Genomic DNA, 18,582 nt, shown 5'->3' on the forward strand with positions numbered 1-18,582 from the left:
TTAGATATGAAAGGAATTTAAGTAATATGGGAACAGCTTTAATATTTTGTTTACCATTTATAGGGGGAATTATCCTTATTGTGGCTAGAAAAGTATCTATTAGGGGGAAATTTTTTATAGAAAAACTAATACTTAGAAAAGATAAAATAGCTGCTCATATTATAATTTGGGTGTTTCTGATTTACTATAGCCTTATTGGTATAATTGGAGTATACACAAAAGATAATTTGGATTTTTATACAATACTGTCTGCAGTACTCACACTAGTGGGACTTTACGGCTTATACTATGGTTTTCTTCCATTTATAGCTGGGTATGATAATAGAAAAAATGATAATTACTTGGGAATGAATAAGTTAGAATTTGCAGTGAAACATAGTCTAGTGTATCAAATAACAAAGATTCCAGAATTTTATATAGCATTATTATTTTCAATTTTAGCGCTATATTTTTTAGAGAACCAAATAGTATATTATATTTGGGAGTCAGTAATCATCTTTTTAGTGTTTATTTTTGTAATGATACTCTGGTTTATTTTCGATATTTTTGAAGTGATAATAGAAATGAAATCGGATAATGATTATACTTTAAAGAGGACTATAAGAAAAAAGATAGGTAATAAGTATAGTGAATATTTTGATTATATGAATAAGAAATATTTCTCTGATCCTAGGGTAGGTCACTTTTTTGAACAATTAGAAGAAGATATTAAGAATTTAGAGTCTGATAGTCACAGATGTGAATATGTCAAGATTGTTTTTGATAGTCTATCAAGATACACCAATTTAAAAATAGATAATTTAGCTAAATTTAGTACTAGCGGAATAGTTAATTACAAAAGCTTTGTTGTAAGAAAATATGATTTGTTATTAAATCAAGACTTATTTAACAAAGATAATGATATGCTGTTTAGTGTTGCACTTGAGATGTTTGAAGAAGATATTAAAATCTTTGATAAGTTAATTGAAAGAAATCATTCTTGGATCAAAAATGATAAGTATCAGTATGTTGTAGGAGGAATAGAAGAAAGTTCTAGGATTGAAGATATTATAGTAACTTTATATTCTAACTTCCCTATTGAAAAAAATATACATGGCTATATATTTAAGAAAATATCCAATTTAGCTAACTCCGATAAAAAAATTGCTAAATTATTTGAAGAAATGCCTAATTTTGGCTATGAGAAAATTAAATCTGAGAAAGAATTCGAGTATAGTGGCAGATTAGATATTTCGATTCCGGAAATGGGTAATGTCATACAAATAAAAGAAGAAAGTTGGAAGAACATTAAATCTGTGGAAATATTCTCAGCGAGTAAAAATGCTCCTAAAATAAAATCAGGGAAAGAAGTATATCTTTATTTGAATCAAAATATAGAAAGAATAGTTTTTGAAGATGTCACAGGCAGTAAGAGTACACTTGTATGTAATGAAAAGAAAAAATACTATAATAAGTTTGTGAACGATTCATGGAAAAATTTCTTAAATGCTTATGTAGGTATCAAAGATAAATTGGAAGGAAGCTTATTTGATTTATGTAAACTAAAAACAATTGGTAATTATCACGAAGGGATATTGAATTCGAATGATGATACTAACTTGGCATACTCTGAAATTTGTTTTGATTACTTAATGTCTGAAATCGGATATGCAAATAAAGAGAATATTGAGAACGTATTTCTTATTGTGAAATCGATGGCAGGAGACTATCGTGGTGCCTATGCTTTGTATAGATTATTTTATTTAGAAGATAATGACTGGGACTGTAGTGTGAGATACTCTTTAGACATTCTCAGAGATGTGTTTAGAACTACGACTTCTGAAAAAAAGAATCAATTTAATAGGATATGCCAATTAATAGTAAAATGTGACCAGACGATAGATATAAAAAAATTTAAACGTATTTTTGATACTAGATATCAAAGGAAGTTGGATGAGAGTTTTTTTTATGCTTTTAAAGAATTTGATAAATTAAAATTGCTATTAGTACAGGATATATTGTTAGATGATATGGATGATTTTACACGTGAAATAGAACTGAACGAAGGGTGGAAGAGAAAAAATTTAATGCTAAAATATTTAAATAATTTGGAGTTGATTTTATCTAAAAAATCTATTTATGATAGTAACAATTATTTGATTACTAGTAATAGTCTTAGTAACTTCATTGTTAAAAATATTAGCGACTTGAAGTATACTGACTGGGATAATATGCCACTGTACACTATATTGATATTGGAAGATATAATACGCGTTGGAATTTATGATAATAGCATATGCTTAATTATGGATAAGTTGATAAGTAGAAATCATATCAATGTTAATCAAGGAATGTTTACTAAGTTCTTTACCGTTAAGATGGTGGATAAAGATTACTATATTTATTTACAGGATACAGATTTTGTATATAGATATAGGATGGCACTCTTAGGGTATTTGAAATATTGGAACCTAGATGTAGATGCCTATATATCAGTTATTGAAAAAGAAGTTGAAAATTTTGATTATTTGAGGCTTAGCAAAATAGAAAAGGCGTTAATAGAAAAGCAATTAAATAAAATTATTTTTCAAGAATAGTGTTAACCATTGGGATATAAAAAGAGTGCATGACAGAAATATGTATTAATTTTTACCTTAATTGCTCTAATAGTTTTAAAGATGAGAGCAATATAAACTGTTTAAAATTAAAGAATTTTATGCAGATAATTAGTGGAAGTTGAATGTTATAGGAATTTAGCATATTATTTAAGATGATATATAATTAAATATATGGGAGTACTTGTTATGAATAAGGGGGATTATTAATGACCAAAAAAATTGATTTTCATATTCATACTATTGCAAGTGTTAAAGATTTTGAGTTTGTATTTTCACTAGATTGGTTAAAGAAATATATTAAAATTACGGAGCTTGATGCTATAGCGATAACAAATCATGATTTATTTGATAAAGAAAACTTTGATGAAATTTCAAAAAATTTGGACAATGTGAAAGTTTATCCAGGAATTGAACTTACTTTGGATATTGGACATGTAAATGTAGTTTTTCCCATTGACTGTGTTGATGAACTATCTAATTTCTCAGATTGGTTATCTAAAGTGCATCAAACTAATAGAGATAGGATAACGTGTGATCAATTATGTAAAGAATTATCTTGTTGGGATCAAGGAATTTATATATTTGAATTAGGAAAAAGTAAGGGGGTAAAAGAAATACCTGATCCCTTACAAGAGGTAGTATGTGTGGGAGGAGTTCCTAATCAATTAAGATTTAATATTGCTAAAAAAGATGATACTAGCTTGATTCCTTGTTTATTTAGTGATGCACATGCTACAGATAAGGATGCTGATGGGCGAAATAATATTGAAGAGTTAAGCGGTAAGCAAACGTATATACAAGTTGATTCATGTGAATTTGAAGATATAAAAAAATGTTTACAGAATAGAGATAAAGTAAGTGTAAATAAAGAAAACTTGCAAGATGTTATTAACATTAATGGAGTAAACGTTTCTACAGGACTTAATTTAGTAGTAGGAAAACGTGGAACTGGAAAGACATATTTTCTGAATCAAATTAAAAGGTGGTATAGTAAAGAGGATTACTATGAGATAAAGCAATTTGAAACTGCTCATGCAGATGAATACATTGAAAAGCAAAGAAAAGAGCAAGGTCTTACAGCTATCAATTTGTGGCAGGAAAAATATAAAACTGAATTTTCTAAAATAAAAAATTATCTAAATGCTGATAATGAATTTGAAAATATTGAAAATTTTTTAGATGATGTTAAACGCTTTGCTGATGAAATGGCTAAGAGTCAGTCTCGACAAAAGTATACGTTGTTTAAGGAAGTTGAATTTGAATTGTCTAAAACAGAATTTATAGAAGAGGCACTCACAAATATTAAAGAAGTTATTGCAAAAGACGAAATATGGAAACTTCTATCAAATAGTATCCAAAAGAAAAATAATTTTATTGAAGTTTATTCAGAACTTAGGGATGTATATGTGGAACACAGAAAGAATAATGAGATTAGAAATAGAGTCAATAAAATCATGTTAGAGGTTAAATCTACAGTTACAGCACGAACAGGAATAACTAAAATTCAAGAATGTAGTATTAATAAAGTGATTCATAGGCAACAGTTAGAGAAAAAAATAAGTTATTTCTTAGAAAGAATTGTCCAAACAACTTCTTTAAAAAAGGAAAGTTTGCATGGATATCAAATACAAGTAAATTTAGTGCCCTACGATTCTGCTAGTCAATTTCAAAAGGAAATTGGAACGAAAGAAGCAGTTAATAATGATTTAATGGTAGCTTATAAAAACAAAAGTTTCATTGATTTTTTGAACAATTTAAAGCAGAAAAAATTTTATAATGAAGCTAATTTTGCAGAATATTTAGTTCGTAAAGAAGTTAAACTTCTTGATTCGGAAGGGATTCCCGCTTCTGGAGGGCAAGCTGTTGGATTTGCTTTGATGTTAAGGTTGAATGAAGCTAAAAATAAATCTATTATACTAATAGATGAACCGGAATCTTCCTTGGATAATGCTTATATAAAAACGGAATTAAATACTGTATTAAAGAAGCTTTCAAGTAATAGCATGGTTGTGGTTATAACGCACAATTCCACACTAGGAACACTACTAGAACCAGATTATTTGATTATTACTTCTAAAGATAATAATGGGAAATACTCCGTTATGTCTGGAGAGTTTAGTTCTAGCAAAATAAGGGATTCAATAAATAATATCGAAGAAAAGAGTCATGATAAATTTATTGAAGCAATGGAATCTGGAATGGATGCGTATACTAAGAAGGGAGAAATATATGGAAATCTTAAAAAATGAGACAAAGTGCTATTTTTTAATAGGGGGTAAAGAAATAAGACCAGAGAATTTATCTAAGAATGATTTATTGAGTTTATTTAATGAAATTTATGAGTTAGAAGATACTACTACTGTTGAAATACCAACGAGTGATATGATTAGTAGTATTAAAAATCCTGTAGAGAGGGAAATTGTTAGCCAAATTGTACAAAAGATAGTGGAATTTACTGATAATTTAGAGCAAATAAAGCAAGATATTGAATCTGCATTTCCAAGTCTTAATTCTGAAAATTAGTGGTTATCTTCTATAATTGGTAATTCGATGGCAATAATCGAATAAACAAGGGAGGCGGTGGCCTAAGTAAAAAGACATTTTCAACTTCCAACTTTTTTGATGTCTCTCAAACGTTGGAAGTTTGGCCTCTTTGTCAACCACGGTGTAAAGAGTAAATATTTTTAGAGAAGCTCTGTGAGAATGGCTTAGGCTGTTTTCACAGAGCTTCTTGAGATATGTTTGGAGATAGATCCGAGCTTTGAGATGTTCAAAATTACGATAACCATGGGCTGTTCGCTAAATTTGTTTTATTTTACGATTTATACCTTCTAGAGGGTCGTTAGTGTAGTGCTGATATTTTGGTTCTAAAGCTGTGATAACAGGAGATAAATTATCAAAGGACGTCGGTAGTATTTTGTCAGCCTTAGAGGCGTTATAGCGGGAACCTGAGTACTTTTGGTGTGCTTCATCAAGACACTGTTTGAATATTTTTAGCTTAGAGGTCGTTGGATCATCGATGACTTCTAGTAGTCGTTGATAATCCCAATATGCCTTACGAAAGTTTTGATCAGTTAACCCAAGTCCCTGATCGACCAAGCGTTCAGAGGTGACACATTTGCGTTGTAATCTTTCACAAAATTGATGAGTACAGTCCAGATCATCATATCGCTTTAAGAAGAGTTTTCAGTTACATTTAAACAACTGATAGTTTTTAGAACTATGGTCAAAGCTGTTCATTAGGTCAGCACGTATTGAATTTACAGCACGGTTGAGCATTTAAATGATGTAGAATCTGTCGATGATGATCTTGGCAAGATTATTGATAAGATCGACATAGTAAGAATTTAGATCGCAACTAACAGTACGAACTAAGCTTCTCACAGAAGCAGGAAACCGCATGAAGTAATTGAAAATAGTCTGTTTAAGCGATTAGGTAAGATAGTCTGGATAATATGATTATCAGCGTCTAAGCAAATAAAATGATAAGTGTTGTGAGTTCCTCTGAATTCATCAAAGCATAGATGAAGAGGTAAGAAATTAAAGTTATCTTGAAACTCACAACGAGTGGAATCAAGAAGACGATTGACAGTAGAAGTAGAGAGCACAGAGTTTGCGGAGCAAGTAGAATTACAGTTACGACAACGTAACCTAGCTGAACGAGCAGCAATAGCAGTTTGATATGTCGCATTGACAGAAGGAAGTCTGATAAAATGTTTAGGAGTAAAACCATGCGATAAAAAGCAGTAGTTCCGCAGTTATGGCATCTAAAAGTAGCTAATTCTTGTGGCAAGAAATTAGTAGTGGCAGGGAAAATAAGATAATTGATACCTCATGGATACCGTACTTTCTAGTTGAGTTTTCGTGGTAGGCTACATAAGAAAAAGATGCCATTATGGCTCTTTTTTGTGTATACAGATACTTTTTAATGATAAATCAAAAAACTGTGTAATGAAATAATATCATTACACAGTAAAGCATTTTTCTATATTGGAGAACAAAGATTTAATAGCAGTTTTTCTCAGATTAGTCTTTTGTTGATTCAAAGTCCGCTATACGAATTGTTTATAATATAGAGATTACGAGTTGTTATTAGGGGATAAATTCATGCGTATATTCTTTTCATATTTAGGAACCCGAGTATCATAAAGGATTGTTAAAGGGGAATGATCTTTTATGAATTTTTCGTATTCAGTAGTCGAAACTTTAAAGTAGAAGTTATATGCAGTATTATCTTCAGTTGAACTCTTTTTATTTAATAATTTCTGAAATTCTTTTTTTGTAAAGGTTAAAAGCAAAGTACCTTTTTTATCATCAACTATAGCAAATTTTAAACAATTGAAGTGTTTTAAATTTTTTTCTTTTATCTTAAACCAAGAATTAAACTCATACTCTTGTTCACTTTCATTGTAGTATGTTCTGGAAAATCTAACAACAGTTTTATTATCTAAAGCATATTTTTGCTTAATTTCATTCCTATCAGTTAAATTTTCAAAGATATCATATTTAACTGATATTTCATCATCATTGTTTTGTGAGTTATATAAATTCTTTATTCCATCGTATGTTGAAAAGCCATCTTTAAACTTGAATTGTGGATTTATAACCATTGTATTTTGTAGATTTAAATCCATTATAGTTTGGAGAGTATCTTGTTCATTTTTTCTAGTGTATTCAAAATACGGATTAATAAAGATGTTATCCGAATAATTTTCAAGATCGTCAGATTCAAAATCCTTCAATACAGGGTTGAAAAAAATAAAATTATTTATAGGAGCGGGCTTTTTTGAGGAGTCAATAATTTCTTTCCAACTAAATATATCGCTATGTGTAATAGGAGTAGATTTCAAATAACTTTCTAAATATTTTTTATTTTCCATATTTTTGAGTAATTGATTAATTGAAACAAGAGTTTTTTCTTGTTTAGGATCTTTTTTAAGGATATCTAGAATGTTACAATTTTCAAATTTAAATCCCTGAAAAATCAATCTAAGCGCGACTTCTCTGACAACTTCCGAGAATCTATCTTTATCTACAGCATTAATGTTTTTCTTTCCAGATTCATATATATTATCTAATTGTAACAATTGAATTTTTATGATATCTTCATCTCTGTTTTTCTCAGAAATATTATTTTCCTTTTCTATATGTGGTGTTGATAATTCTAAATTTAATAGTTGAATAATTCGATCCAATTTTTCGTAATATAAATTTTCCTTAGCTTTATTTTTATCACTTTTTTTGGAACTAATATAGGAAACTATTGCTACCGGAACAGATAATACTGCAGCTACAAATGTTCCATCAATTATATTCCCAATATGTATATTCCCAAAATATATTACTAATAGTAAAACGAATAGTATAAATGTTTCTAAAGCTATTTCTAGTTTGTAATCTCTGTACATTTTAATATTCATCACCTTTTTTTAATTTTTAACTATTATAATTATAGTTTGGTGAGAGCATCAAAGTCAAGTATAACTCTAATAAATAATGAAGTATGTTAACAAAATTAATTCATAATACAGCTGTAATATATTTATGTGGAAACCCGTTTAGAATTTCATAGTAGTGTTGTAGTAGACAATAACCGTACATATCTGGGCACTACTATATTTTTATCAATATCTTGACATATGTCTCAAAAGTAAAGTTAAATAAAATCATACACTATATAAAATTGCAATAATGTTTTTAATTGATATGATTGAAAAAATAAAGTAGAAATAACTTAATAAGTAGTAATAAACACTAAGAGAGGAGCTAATATTATGACCAAAAAACATGTCAAAGTAGTCGGTGCTGCGATCATCGACGATAACAAAGTATTAACAACAAAGCGCAGTTCGGATCGTGTATTAGGCGATCTTTGGGAGTTTCCAGGTGGTAAGATTGAACCAGGTGAAACTCCACAACAGGCGTTAAAACGTGAGTTAGAAGAAGAATTTAAAGATGAGATTCTAGTAGGGTCACAAGTTGCCGAAACAGTAAAATATGAGTATGAATTTGGTGTTGTTGAATTAACCGTCTTCTATGCCAAATTACTTACAAATAATTTTGATTTGGTAGCTCATAGTGAAGTTAAATGGCACACGGTAGATGAATTAGCCAGACTTAATTGGGCACCAGCAGATATTCCTGTGGCAAAAGCTATCGAAAACGTTGATTTAAGGAGCATTAGTTTTGAATAGTCAATTAGTTGATAATATTTCCAATACAGTACTTAATAATTTTGTTGATAGTGACAAATATTCAGCCGTTGGTGGCTTATCGGCTTCGTTAGTGGCTAATGAATCTAAAAATACTAATGTTTACCGTGTTTTAAAAAATGAGTTACAGACCTGTAGTGAATTTACGTTTGCAGTTGCATTTATCACTGACTCAGGTTTATCACCTTTTTTGTCGGTTTTCCAGGATCTCGCTAAGAAAGGTGTCAAGGGCCGTATTTTAACTTCAACGTATTTGTGGTTCAATCAGCCTAAGACTTTTGAGAAACTAGCCAACATTCCAAATGTTGAAGTTCGGATTTATGCAGGAAAGGATAAGAATACTGCCGAAGCATTGCCTTTTCATGCTAAGGGATATATGTTTTCGTATGAAAGTGGCTATAATTCAGCAATTATCGGTAGTTCTAACCTGACAAACAATGCTATCATCAAAAATTACGAATGGAATCTACGAGTGACTTCACTTGATAACGCTGAAATTACCAAAAATATTAGCGAACAAATTGAAGCAGAGTGGGCTCGGGGAGTTGAGCTAACAGAAGCATGGATTGAAGAATATACCGAGTTATACAAACAAAATCATCCTAAAATGATTTCAACAGCTGAAATAGCTGAAAGTATGGAAGCCTATCAAGATAGCAGTCAAATTGTTCCCAACAAAATGCAAAAAGCTGCCTTAGATCAACTAGCTGAATTACGCCAAAGTGGTAAACAAAAAGGTCTAATTATTTCAGCAACAGGGACGGGCAAGACATATTTAGGCGCTTTTGATGTGAGAAGTTTTTTGCCAAAACGTTTCTTGTTTGTAGCTCATCGAGAACAAATTTTACAAAAGTCACTTGAGAGTTTCTATAAAGTAATCGGTGGTAATCGTGATGATTATGGGATTTATAGTGGCAATAATCGAGCAGGCTTAGATAAAAAATATGTTTTTGCGACAGTTCAAACATTATCAAAACCAGAAAATCTTGCGTTGTTTGCTAAAGATGATTTTGATTATATCTTATTTGACGAAGCTCATCATTTAGGTGCTTCAATGCATCAGCGAATTTTTGAATATTTTACTCCTAAATTTTGTCTAGGAATGACAGCAACACCAGAACGAACAGATAATTTTAATGTCTATAAGTTATTTAACTATGACATTGCTTATGAAATTCGATTGCAAGATGCTTTAGAAGAAAATATGCTATGTCCGTTTTATTATTACGGAGTTGAAGATTACGAATTAGATGGTGAAGTTATTGACGATACCACAGATTTGAAACGCTTGGTAAGTAAAGAACGGGTGGATTATATTGTTAAGCAGACTAAATATTATGGTTACTCTGGTGACAAATTGCACGGCTTAATCTTTTGTAGTCGTAAAGAAGAGGCTAAAGAGCTTGCGGTTTTGATGAGCCAAAAAGGTTACAAGTCAGTCGCTCTGACTGGAGAAGATAGTATTGCAAGGCGTGATGAAGTGGTAACTCAACTTGAAAATGGGGAAATTGATTATATTGTTACGGTAGATATTTTTAACGAGGGGATTGATATTCCCTGTGTTAATCAAGTTGTGATGTTACGCAATACAGAGTCAAGTATTGTCTTTGTTCAACAATTAGGGCGTGGTCTGCGTAAATTTAAGGATAAAGAATACGTGACGATCATTGATTTTATCGGGAATTATAAAAATAACTACCTGATTCCAATCGCTTTAACTGGTGATAAGTCACATAGTAAAGATAGTGTACGTGATGCAATCGATCTTGAACCAATCTATGGAACTTCGGTGATTAATTTTACCAAAGTTGCTAAGGAGCGCATCTATAAGTCAATTAGCCAGTCCAACTTAACGCTGAAAAAGAAATTGCATGATGAGTATATGAACGTCAAAAATAAACTTGGACGTGTACCTTTGATGTGTGATTTACAACGTGATTCGATTGATCAAAGCGTGATTGCAGGCAAGTATAAGCAATATAATGCCTTCTTATCTGCAATGGGCGAAGAAGAATTTACCTTAACGAAATTTCAAGAACAATTACTATCGTTTGTAACAGTTGAATTAAGTAATGGTTTGCGTAAGCATGAATTGTTATTGTTAAACGCGTTACTTAATGGTGAATTAACTGATGAGCAATATGTTCAAATCCTAAAAGCAGAAGGTTGTTATGTGAATGAAGCTGTCTTGGAATCAGTTGATCGAATTTTGTCTTTAGCATTTTTTGATGATAAGTCAAAACCAAATAAAGTTAGCTATGGTGATACTGAAATAATTCAACATGACGACGGTTTATATCGTTTCAATGAAAGAATTAAAGCAGAACTAAAAGCAAATGACTTTAAGGTCTTATTTGAAGATGCGATTAGAACGGGATTACTTAAAGCAGAACAATATGATCCAAGCAAGCAGTTTACAATTGGAAGTAGATACGAGCGAAAAGATGTATGTCGGCTTTTGAATTTCAAAAAACGTATTCCAGGACAAAATATTGGTGGTTACTTTATCGATAAAGATCATGATACTTGTCCAATTTTCATCACATATCATAAGAGTGAAAATATTAGTGAAACTATTCAATATGGAGACTATTTCAAGAATCCAAGTGTGATGCATATGTATTCTAAAAACAAGCGTCGGATTGAAGGTGCTGAAATTCAAAGTCTCTATCGTGGTGTTGATGAAGGCAAGCCAGCCTTGGCGATGGATATGTTTGTCAAAAAATCTGATGATGAAGGTACATCATTCATTTATCTAGGGCCATGTGAGATTATAAAAGGATCGTTAAAACAAGAATTTTCCAAGCGAAAAGATGGTAAAGAGGATCCAATTGTTTCAATGGATCTAAAATTGGCAAACCCAGTTGATGCTGATCGGTATTATATGCTGACAGAAAAATAATTATTTTAGGTCATGGATGCAGTGTCCATGGCTTTATTATTATATTAAATGTTATTAATTAGATATAAATCTTTTGTGGGATAATAGATATAAAGTTGATAGTGGTGGTGAAAATGATATGACATCTAAATTGGTAATAGTCGGAAATGGCTTTGACTTATGTCATGGTTTAAAGACAAACTATAGAGATTTTTTAGAGAGTGAGTATTGTAGTGATCAATTAAAACAAGATTTAAGTGAAATTGAAGACTATATAAAAGCAAAGCAAAATATAAGTAACGAAGGTGTCAATTTATGGACAGACATGGAGTATATGTATTACCGAGCTATGGTATCAATAGATGAAGAAGATTTTTCAAAAGTTGAAAATTTTAATAGCATAATTGAAGACTTTAAAATGGAATTTATGAGATATTTGGATAATTGTTTATAATATGATGAAGTAAAAAACGTGATGATCTTCAATTATTATTAAATGAAGCTGACAGGATATTAGATTTTAACTATATAAACACTATTGAAGCAGTATATGGGATATCTGATCCTAAAAAGCATATAAAAGTTCATGGCTCAATTAAAGATAATTATATTGTTTTGGGGTTTCCAAATACTTATTCAAGTTATAATGATCACTTAAAAAAATTTATCGAAGATATAAATAGTGATAAAACTATTTGTAGATATAATCAAAATACCTTTAATGCAACTTTATCCTCGTATAGTGATGAAAGTATAGCAAGGTGGAATGGCGAAAAAATATGGCAGAGAATATTATTAGAGTTTCATAGATTTAAAAAAGCGAAGATAGATAAGAAAGAATTTCAAGAATTATCCAGATGGTTTAACAATTTAGATGTAAATAGGCCAGCATCAGATGACTTTGTTAATGGTAGTGGATATAAGTTAATTAATAGTCCTAAATCACCTAGAACTGAGCACCAGGGGGATATAGAAGGCTACTCTGTGCCACTGGGATATCAATATATTTTTAGATATACTAATATGAAATTTTCAGAAGGGAAAATATCCGTTACTGTAAATTCAAAGCTAGTTCGAGAATTTTTGGAGAAGTATGAGGGAATACCAGGTCTTATCGATGTAGGCGATTTATTTAATAATGAAATCGATATAGCTGTTATAGGGCATGCACTGAGAGGAGACATTGAAATTTTTAAGCAAATACAACTTATAAATAATAGGATATATCATAAAAATATAAATGAAATAATTGTATATATTTATAATGATAAAGAAAATTTATCAGAAAGAGCTAGTAAGATATTTTGTTGTCAAAAAGTTTTGGAGAAAAAGTATAGGAGTCCCTATTAGAGAATAAAATACTTTATAGTATGCAAAAACGGGCGTAAATGGACTTAAAAAATTGTGGCTCGTTGTCGACCACTATGTAAAGAGTAAATATTTCTAGAGAAGCTCTGTGAGAATGGCTCAAGCTGTTTTCACAGGGCTTCTGTACCTTTTTCGATAAGGTTGAGGATAGCCCAAGGTATTTTAGTCCTAAAGCTGTTAGAGTAGTAATAAAAAGATACCTAATATAGTAAAATAAATTAAAGAGGTGATCAAGATGCGAAGAACAGACAAAACGAAGAGTGATAGAAAATATTTAAAAGCAAATATTTTAGGCTTTACGATCAAGATACACAAGATAGGAATTATTTTATTGAGTATTATGATTTTTATTATGTTAACTGGTTTAGCACTTACTGGAATTTATAACATGAAACAAAGTCAAAATATCACAGATAAAGCAACAACACAAAAAATAACGCAACAAGAAACAAGTACACGCAAAAAAGCAAGCAGTACGCAAATCGAATTACCAGAAGAAACAGATACACAAAATAGTCCATATGAAGCAACGACAAACTCAGCAATGTTAGATGAGAATAAAACATCACAAACGCATCAATTTGCAACATGTTGTACTTGTGATGAATGTATGTCGAAGAAACAACAACTGGAAAATGCAAACAATAGTAATGCTTATGGATGGTTTATGTCTCAGGGAGAAGAAATTTCTCCACCTAAAAATGTGCCAGCAATAATTTGGAATTTGATCAACGAAGGTCAAGACGTCTATACTTTTATAGACCCGCATTTTGGTTTTAGAATTTATGAAGTAGGTACTAATGAATTTATGGTAGAAACAGATCTAACGACCCCAGAAGGTAAACAATACATGTTAGAAAAAGTCGATAATGCTGAAGCTAGAATAATTTCAGAACCAGACAATGCAAATTATTGTGTTGAAATTATCAAATAAAAAATTAGTAGAATGATCTTTATATAAAAAGAGATAAAATATTATATCAATATACGCCATAAATTCCAGCCCCCTAAATCAGACACTAGCCCTGATTTAGGGGGCTGATTGTTTTCTATAAGTGAGCCTCACTACGAGCACATTGCGATTTTTAGAAATTATATTCCAAAAAATTAAACATAAAACAAAATATTTGAAATATAAATTCAACAGCTTTATAATGAAAGCGTAAACAATAGTAGCGTTAGAAAGGGGCGAAAACATTGCAAGGTTTTTCAGTTTTCATGGATAAAGATATTGATGAAACAACGGTAGCGTATATTGAGCAGATGGCAAGAGCGGGCTTTACGGGGATTTTTACTTCGCTGCATATTCCAGAAGATGATCCCAATAAGTATCGTGAGCGGATCACTAAACTGGGAGCTATAGCTAAGAAGAACCAGTTATCTCTAATGGTCGATGTTTCAGGCGATGCTCTTAGTAAAGCTGGTTTTAGTTTTAATAATTTGACCGAATTAAAGAAACTGGGAATTACAGGTTTACGTGCTGATGATCGAGTTGAGCTAAAGATGATCGCTAAGCTCACTAAAGAACTGATCGTGGGACTAAATGCTAGTACCATGACTAAAGCTGATATCACTGAACTTAAAGAGCTAGGAGCAGATCTTAGCCGTTTATTAGCATGGCATAACTACTATCCAAGACCTGAGACGGGGTTAGATAAGAACTATTTTTATGAGCAAAACGCATTTTTTAAGCAAAACGACTTAAAAGTAGTCGCCTTTATCGCAGGTGATACCGCCTTACGTTATCCGCTTTATCAAGGATTACCTACGTTAGAAGCTCATCGTTATTTGAAGCCAATAGTTGCTTACCTTGAACTAAAAAGCTCAAATGTGGATGGTATCTATCTCGGAGATAGTGGACTTACAGCTGATGCGCAAAAACAATTTGCTTATTTGCTAAAAGAAGATCGTTTGCTTTTACGTGCTAAAGCAAGTTCAAGTTACTTTTCCCGGGTTATCGGAAAACATCAAAATCGAAAAGATGTTGCCTGCGATGTGATCAGAAGTGCAGATGCCCGCTTAAAAATTAGTGAGCCGATCTTACCTGAAAATACGACGTTTCGGCCTAAAGGTACGATTACACTCGACAATTGTGACTATGGCCGCTATATGGGCGAACTTCAGCTCGTCAAACGTGATCTCAAAGCTGATCCTAGAGTGAATGTTGTGGGAAAAGTCAGTGATGAAGATCTTGATCTTTTAGCCTATCTCGGTGCTGGACAAAAATTTGAAATAGTGGAGGACAAAAGATGATCGATCTAACTAACTTAACAACTGAAAAACGCAATGAAGCTACGCAAGATCTCGATAAGCTGAGTGTAGCTGAAGCGTTAGAAAAGATGAATCAAGAAGATCAAAAAGTAGCTATTGCAGTTGGCAAAGTTTTGCCTGAGATAAAGCCAGTTATCGAAGCAACGATCACAGCTTTTAAAAATGGTGGGCGTTTGATCTATCTAGGAGCTGGCACGAGTGGCCGGCTTGGAGTTCTCGATGCAGCTGAATGTGTCCCAACTTTTGGGGTCTCGTCAAAACAAGTCATTGGCCTGATCGCGGGTGGAGAACAAGCGATGACATTAGCGATCGAAGGTGCAGAAGACGATCTGACCTTGGCAAAGCAAGATCTGAGTGCATTGGAGCTAAATGATAGAGATGTAGTTGTCGGGATCGCAGCCAGTGGACGCACGCCTTATGTGATCGGGGGCTTAAAATACGCGCGCGATCTCGGAGCTACGACGGCAAGTATCGCTTGTAATTTAGGTGCTTTGATCTCCAAATATGCTGAATTTGCGATCGAAGTGGATTGTGGACCAGAATTTTTGACTGGGTCGACTCGGTTGAAAGCCGGAACAGCGCAAAAATTGATCTTAAATATGATCTCAACTATCTCAATGATCGGGATCGGTAAGGTCTACCACAATCTGATGGTCGATGTAAGACCGACCAACGAAAAATTAGTTGAGCGTAGTAAGCGGATCATCATGCAGGCAACGGATTGCACCTATGAAGTCGCTGAAAAAACGTTTGAGGCAGCAGGTCAAGATGTAAAATTAGCGATCGTAATGCTGTTAACGAATTGTTCAGCCAAAGAAGGGAAGGATAAGTTACAAAAAGCAAAAGGTTTTGTAGGTAAAACACTAGCACAATAAAGAAGGGAAGGATCTAAAATGGCTGAAGATAAAGTAACTCGGATCGCACGTGAGATCTATGAAAAAGTTGGTGGTCCAGAAAATGTAAAAAAAGTTATCCACTGTATGACACGTGTCCGTATGACGATCATCGATGAAACTAAAGTTGATCTTTCTGGTTTAAAAGCGATAAAAGGCGTAATGGGTGTGGTCGAAGATGAGACTTTACAAGTAGTTATTGGTCCAGGAACAGTCAATAAAGTAGCCCAAGCAATGGTCGACATGGTAGGTGTCAGACTAGGGGAAACATTTCCTAATGCTAAAGCGGGATCGATGGAAGAATTGATGGCCAAAACGAAATCAGCTACAAAAGAAAAGTATAATAAACCATCTAAGTTTAAAGCAGTACTCAATACGATCTCTAAGATATTTGTGCCTTTGATCCCAGCCTTTGTTGGAGCGGGGCTGATCGGTGGCTTAGCCTCAGTGCTTGGGAACTTTGTGACAGCAGGGATGCTTGATGCTGCGACGTGGGGCCAGATCGTCACGGTTTTAAAGATCATCCAAGGCGGGATCTTTGGTTATTTGGCGATCTATGTTGGTTTGAATTCGGCTCAAGAATTTGGCGCTACTCCTGCACTAGGTGGTGTTATTGGGGCCGTTTCTCTACTAGCAGGAATGGATCCCAATGCTCCACTGAAAAACATCTTTAACGGAGCACCATTATCAGCAGGTCAAGGTGGGATTATTGGGGTGATCTTTGCCGTATGGTTATTAGCTCTTTTTGAAAAGCAAATGCACAAGCTCGTGCCAGAGTCACTTGATATCATTGTGACACCGACCCTTACTTTATTATTTATCGGTTTAGCGGAGATCTTTTTGATCATGCCAGTTGCTGGTGTCATCTCCTCTAGCTTAGTTGGGGCGATCAACTTCATTTTAAGTGTAGGTGGAGGATTTTCAGGTTTTGTTTTAGGTGCTTTGTTCTTACCAATGGTCATGTTTGGATTACACCAGATCTTAACGCCGATCCATCTAGAAATGATCTCAAAGACTGGTTCGACGCAACTTTTGCCTGTACTTGCGATGGCTGGTGCAGGACAAGTTGGTGCAGCGATCGCTTTATGGGTCCGTTTGCGCAAAGATAAAGAATTTGTCGAACGAGTTAAAGGTGCTTTACCAGTTGGGATCTTAGGGATCGGTGAGCCATTGATCTATGGGGTCACCCTGCCTTTAGGACGACCATTTGTGACCGCATGTATCGGTGGTGGTATTGGTGGTGCGATCATCGGTGCTTTAGGCAATGCTGGAGCGATCGCGATCGGACCTTCTGGCGTGGCGCTCTTACCTTTGATCGCTGATGGAAAATGGTGGATCTATCTTTGTGGACTTTTAGGTGGCTATGTAGGCGGATTTATCGCAACTTATTTCTTCGGGATCCCAGCTGACGCAAAAATGAAAGCGGATAACTATGCTAAAGAAGAAGTAAAAGAGATCATTGAACCAACGCTTAAAGTAGAAGAACCAGTTGTTGAGACTACTACGATCAATGCACCACTGACAGGTAAATTAGTAAAGCTTTCACAGCTAAATGATCAAGTATTTGCTAGTGGCTTGATGGGTAAAGGGATCGCGATCGAGCCTAAAGATGGTGAGATCTGTGCTCCAGTTACGGGAACGATAACTTCGCTCTTACCGACAAAACACGCCATTGGGATCACTAGTGATGAAGGAGTAGAGCTCTTGATCCATGTTGGAATGGACACAGTTGAGTTAAAAGGTGTTGGATTTGAGAGCTTTGTCAGCGAAAATGAGCATGTTAAAGCAGGTGACCTCTTGTTAAAAGCTGATCTTGAAAGGATCAAAGCGGCTGGCTTTTCAGTTACAACTCCGATCGTGGTCATAAATACTAAAGAATATAGTGCAGTTGAAGTTGTTACTTCAGCTGAGGTGTTAAAGGGACGACCGCTTATCACGATCAAAGCGTAAAACTGTTTATCTAGGGGAAGTCTGATATAATCATGAGTAAAGAATGGAGACGATACTACGATGGATACTTTACTTGTTATTCGGCAAAACTATTCCAATTTTACTCCTGTGGAAAAAAAGATCGCAGATTATATTTTTAAAGTTGAAGACCAGATCCTAGGTAAGAGTGCCCAAGAAGTCGCCAAGGCTCTTGGAACTTCGACGGCAGCATTAGTGCGATTTTCACGTAAGTTAGGCTATGATGGCTTTTCACAGTTGAAACAAAAATTGAGTGCGACCTATGCTTTTCATGCAGATGATAAAAAGTACTATGAAGAAGTCAGTGATGCCGAAACACCACGTTCACTCAAGAATAAATTAAAAGTCCGGATCAATCACATGGTAGAAACGACTAATGATGCTTTAGCTGA

At 33.4% G+C, this 18,582-nt stretch carries 13 protein-coding genes and 1 pseudogene; 12 read left to right on the forward strand and 2 right to left on the reverse strand.

Features of this window, described 5'->3' with window-relative positions; genetic code table 11:
• The first annotated feature begins 26 nt into the window (after positions 1–26).
• The 3 genes from Q9Q35_RS10255 to Q9Q35_RS10265 all read left to right on the forward strand — a co-directional run bounded on the left by Q9Q35_RS10255 (position 27) and on the right by Q9Q35_RS10265 (position 5,120).
• Positions 27–2,576 carry a hypothetical protein gene (locus Q9Q35_RS10255; protein ID WP_304653278.1) on the forward strand — a complete coding sequence of 850 codons (2,550 nt, stop codon included), beginning with the start codon at positions 27–29 and terminating at the stop codon, positions 2,574–2,576.
• Between the two features lie 227 nt (positions 2,577–2,803).
• Positions 2,804–4,846 (forward strand): hypothetical protein, encoded by a 2,043-nt coding sequence (locus tag Q9Q35_RS10260; protein WP_304653279.1) that lies wholly within the window; start codon positions 2,804–2,806, stop codon positions 4,844–4,846.
• Positions 4,827–5,120: a hypothetical protein gene (locus Q9Q35_RS10265; RefSeq protein ID WP_304653280.1), complete on the forward strand. Its 294-nt coding sequence runs from the start codon at positions 4,827–4,829 to the stop codon at positions 5,118–5,120. The genes Q9Q35_RS10260 and Q9Q35_RS10265 overlap by 20 nt, the downstream gene beginning before the upstream one ends.
• 756 nt (positions 5,121–5,876) lie before the next feature.
• Here the strand turns inward: Q9Q35_RS10265 and Q9Q35_RS12005 are convergent.
• Together Q9Q35_RS12005 and Q9Q35_RS10270 are read right to left on the reverse strand one after the other, a co-directional pair.
• A complete protein-coding gene (locus tag Q9Q35_RS12005; protein WP_370648902.1) occupies positions 5,877–5,999 on the reverse strand; it encodes a hypothetical protein in 123 nt (40 codons plus the stop codon).
• Positions 6,000–6,676: 677 nt separating this feature from the next.
• Positions 6,677–8,005 carry a hypothetical protein gene (locus Q9Q35_RS10270; protein WP_304653281.1) on the reverse strand — a complete coding sequence of 443 codons (1,329 nt, stop codon included), beginning with the start codon at positions 8,003–8,005 and terminating at the stop codon, positions 6,677–6,679.
• 366 nt (positions 8,006–8,371) lie between these two features.
• Here Q9Q35_RS10270 and Q9Q35_RS10275 point away from each other — a divergent pair, with 366 nt between their 5' ends.
• From Q9Q35_RS10275 to Q9Q35_RS10315, 9 genes and pseudogenes are all read left to right on the forward strand, one after another.
• Positions 8,372–8,791 carry a (deoxy)nucleoside triphosphate pyrophosphohydrolase gene (locus Q9Q35_RS10275; protein ID WP_304653282.1) on the forward strand — a complete coding sequence of 140 codons (420 nt, stop codon included), beginning with the start codon at positions 8,372–8,374 and terminating at the stop codon, positions 8,789–8,791.
• Entirely contained in the window at positions 8,784–11,711 is a 2,928-nt protein-coding gene (locus Q9Q35_RS10280; RefSeq protein WP_304653283.1) for a DUF3427 domain-containing protein, read from the forward strand. The genes Q9Q35_RS10275 and Q9Q35_RS10280 overlap by 8 nt, the downstream gene beginning before the upstream one ends.
• A gap of 118 nt (positions 11,712–11,829) precedes the next feature.
• Positions 11,830–12,144 (forward strand): AbiH family protein, encoded by a 315-nt coding sequence (locus Q9Q35_RS10285; RefSeq protein WP_304653284.1) that lies wholly within the window; start codon positions 11,830–11,832, stop codon positions 12,142–12,144.
• A gap of 47 nt (positions 12,145–12,191) precedes the next feature.
• Positions 12,192–13,040 (forward strand): annotated as a pseudogene (locus Q9Q35_RS10290) (hypothetical protein); the annotation flags it as partial.
• 253 nt (positions 13,041–13,293) lie between these two features.
• Positions 13,294–13,992, forward strand: a complete 699-nt coding sequence (locus tag Q9Q35_RS10295) for a hypothetical protein (RefSeq protein ID WP_304653285.1) — start codon at positions 13,294–13,296, stop codon at positions 13,990–13,992.
• A 263-nt stretch (positions 13,993–14,255) separates the two neighbouring features.
• Positions 14,256–15,311: a DUF871 domain-containing protein gene (locus Q9Q35_RS10300; RefSeq protein ID WP_304653286.1), complete on the forward strand. Its 1,056-nt coding sequence runs from the start codon at positions 14,256–14,258 to the stop codon at positions 15,309–15,311.
• On the forward strand, positions 15,308–16,204 hold the full coding sequence (gene murQ, locus Q9Q35_RS10305; RefSeq protein WP_304653287.1) for an N-acetylmuramic acid 6-phosphate etherase: 897 nt from the start codon (positions 15,308–15,310) through the stop codon (positions 16,202–16,204). Before Q9Q35_RS10300 ends, murQ begins: the two co-directional genes overlap by 4 nt.
• An 18-nt stretch (positions 16,205–16,222) precedes the next feature.
• The gene (locus tag Q9Q35_RS10310; protein WP_304653288.1) at positions 16,223–18,172 is read left to right on the forward strand and encodes a glucose PTS transporter subunit IIA; all 1,950 of its coding nucleotides are present in this window, start codon (positions 16,223–16,225) and stop codon (positions 18,170–18,172) included.
• Positions 18,173–18,232: 60 nt separating this feature from the next.
• Positions 18,233–18,582, forward strand: a 350-nt coding sequence (locus Q9Q35_RS10315) for a MurR/RpiR family transcriptional regulator (protein ID WP_304653289.1), incomplete at its 3' end; no start/stop codon positions are given.

It is taken from the genome of uncultured Ligilactobacillus sp., assembly GCF_948826705.1.
Lineage (GTDB): Bacteria > Bacillota > Bacilli > Lactobacillales > Lactobacillaceae > Ligilactobacillus.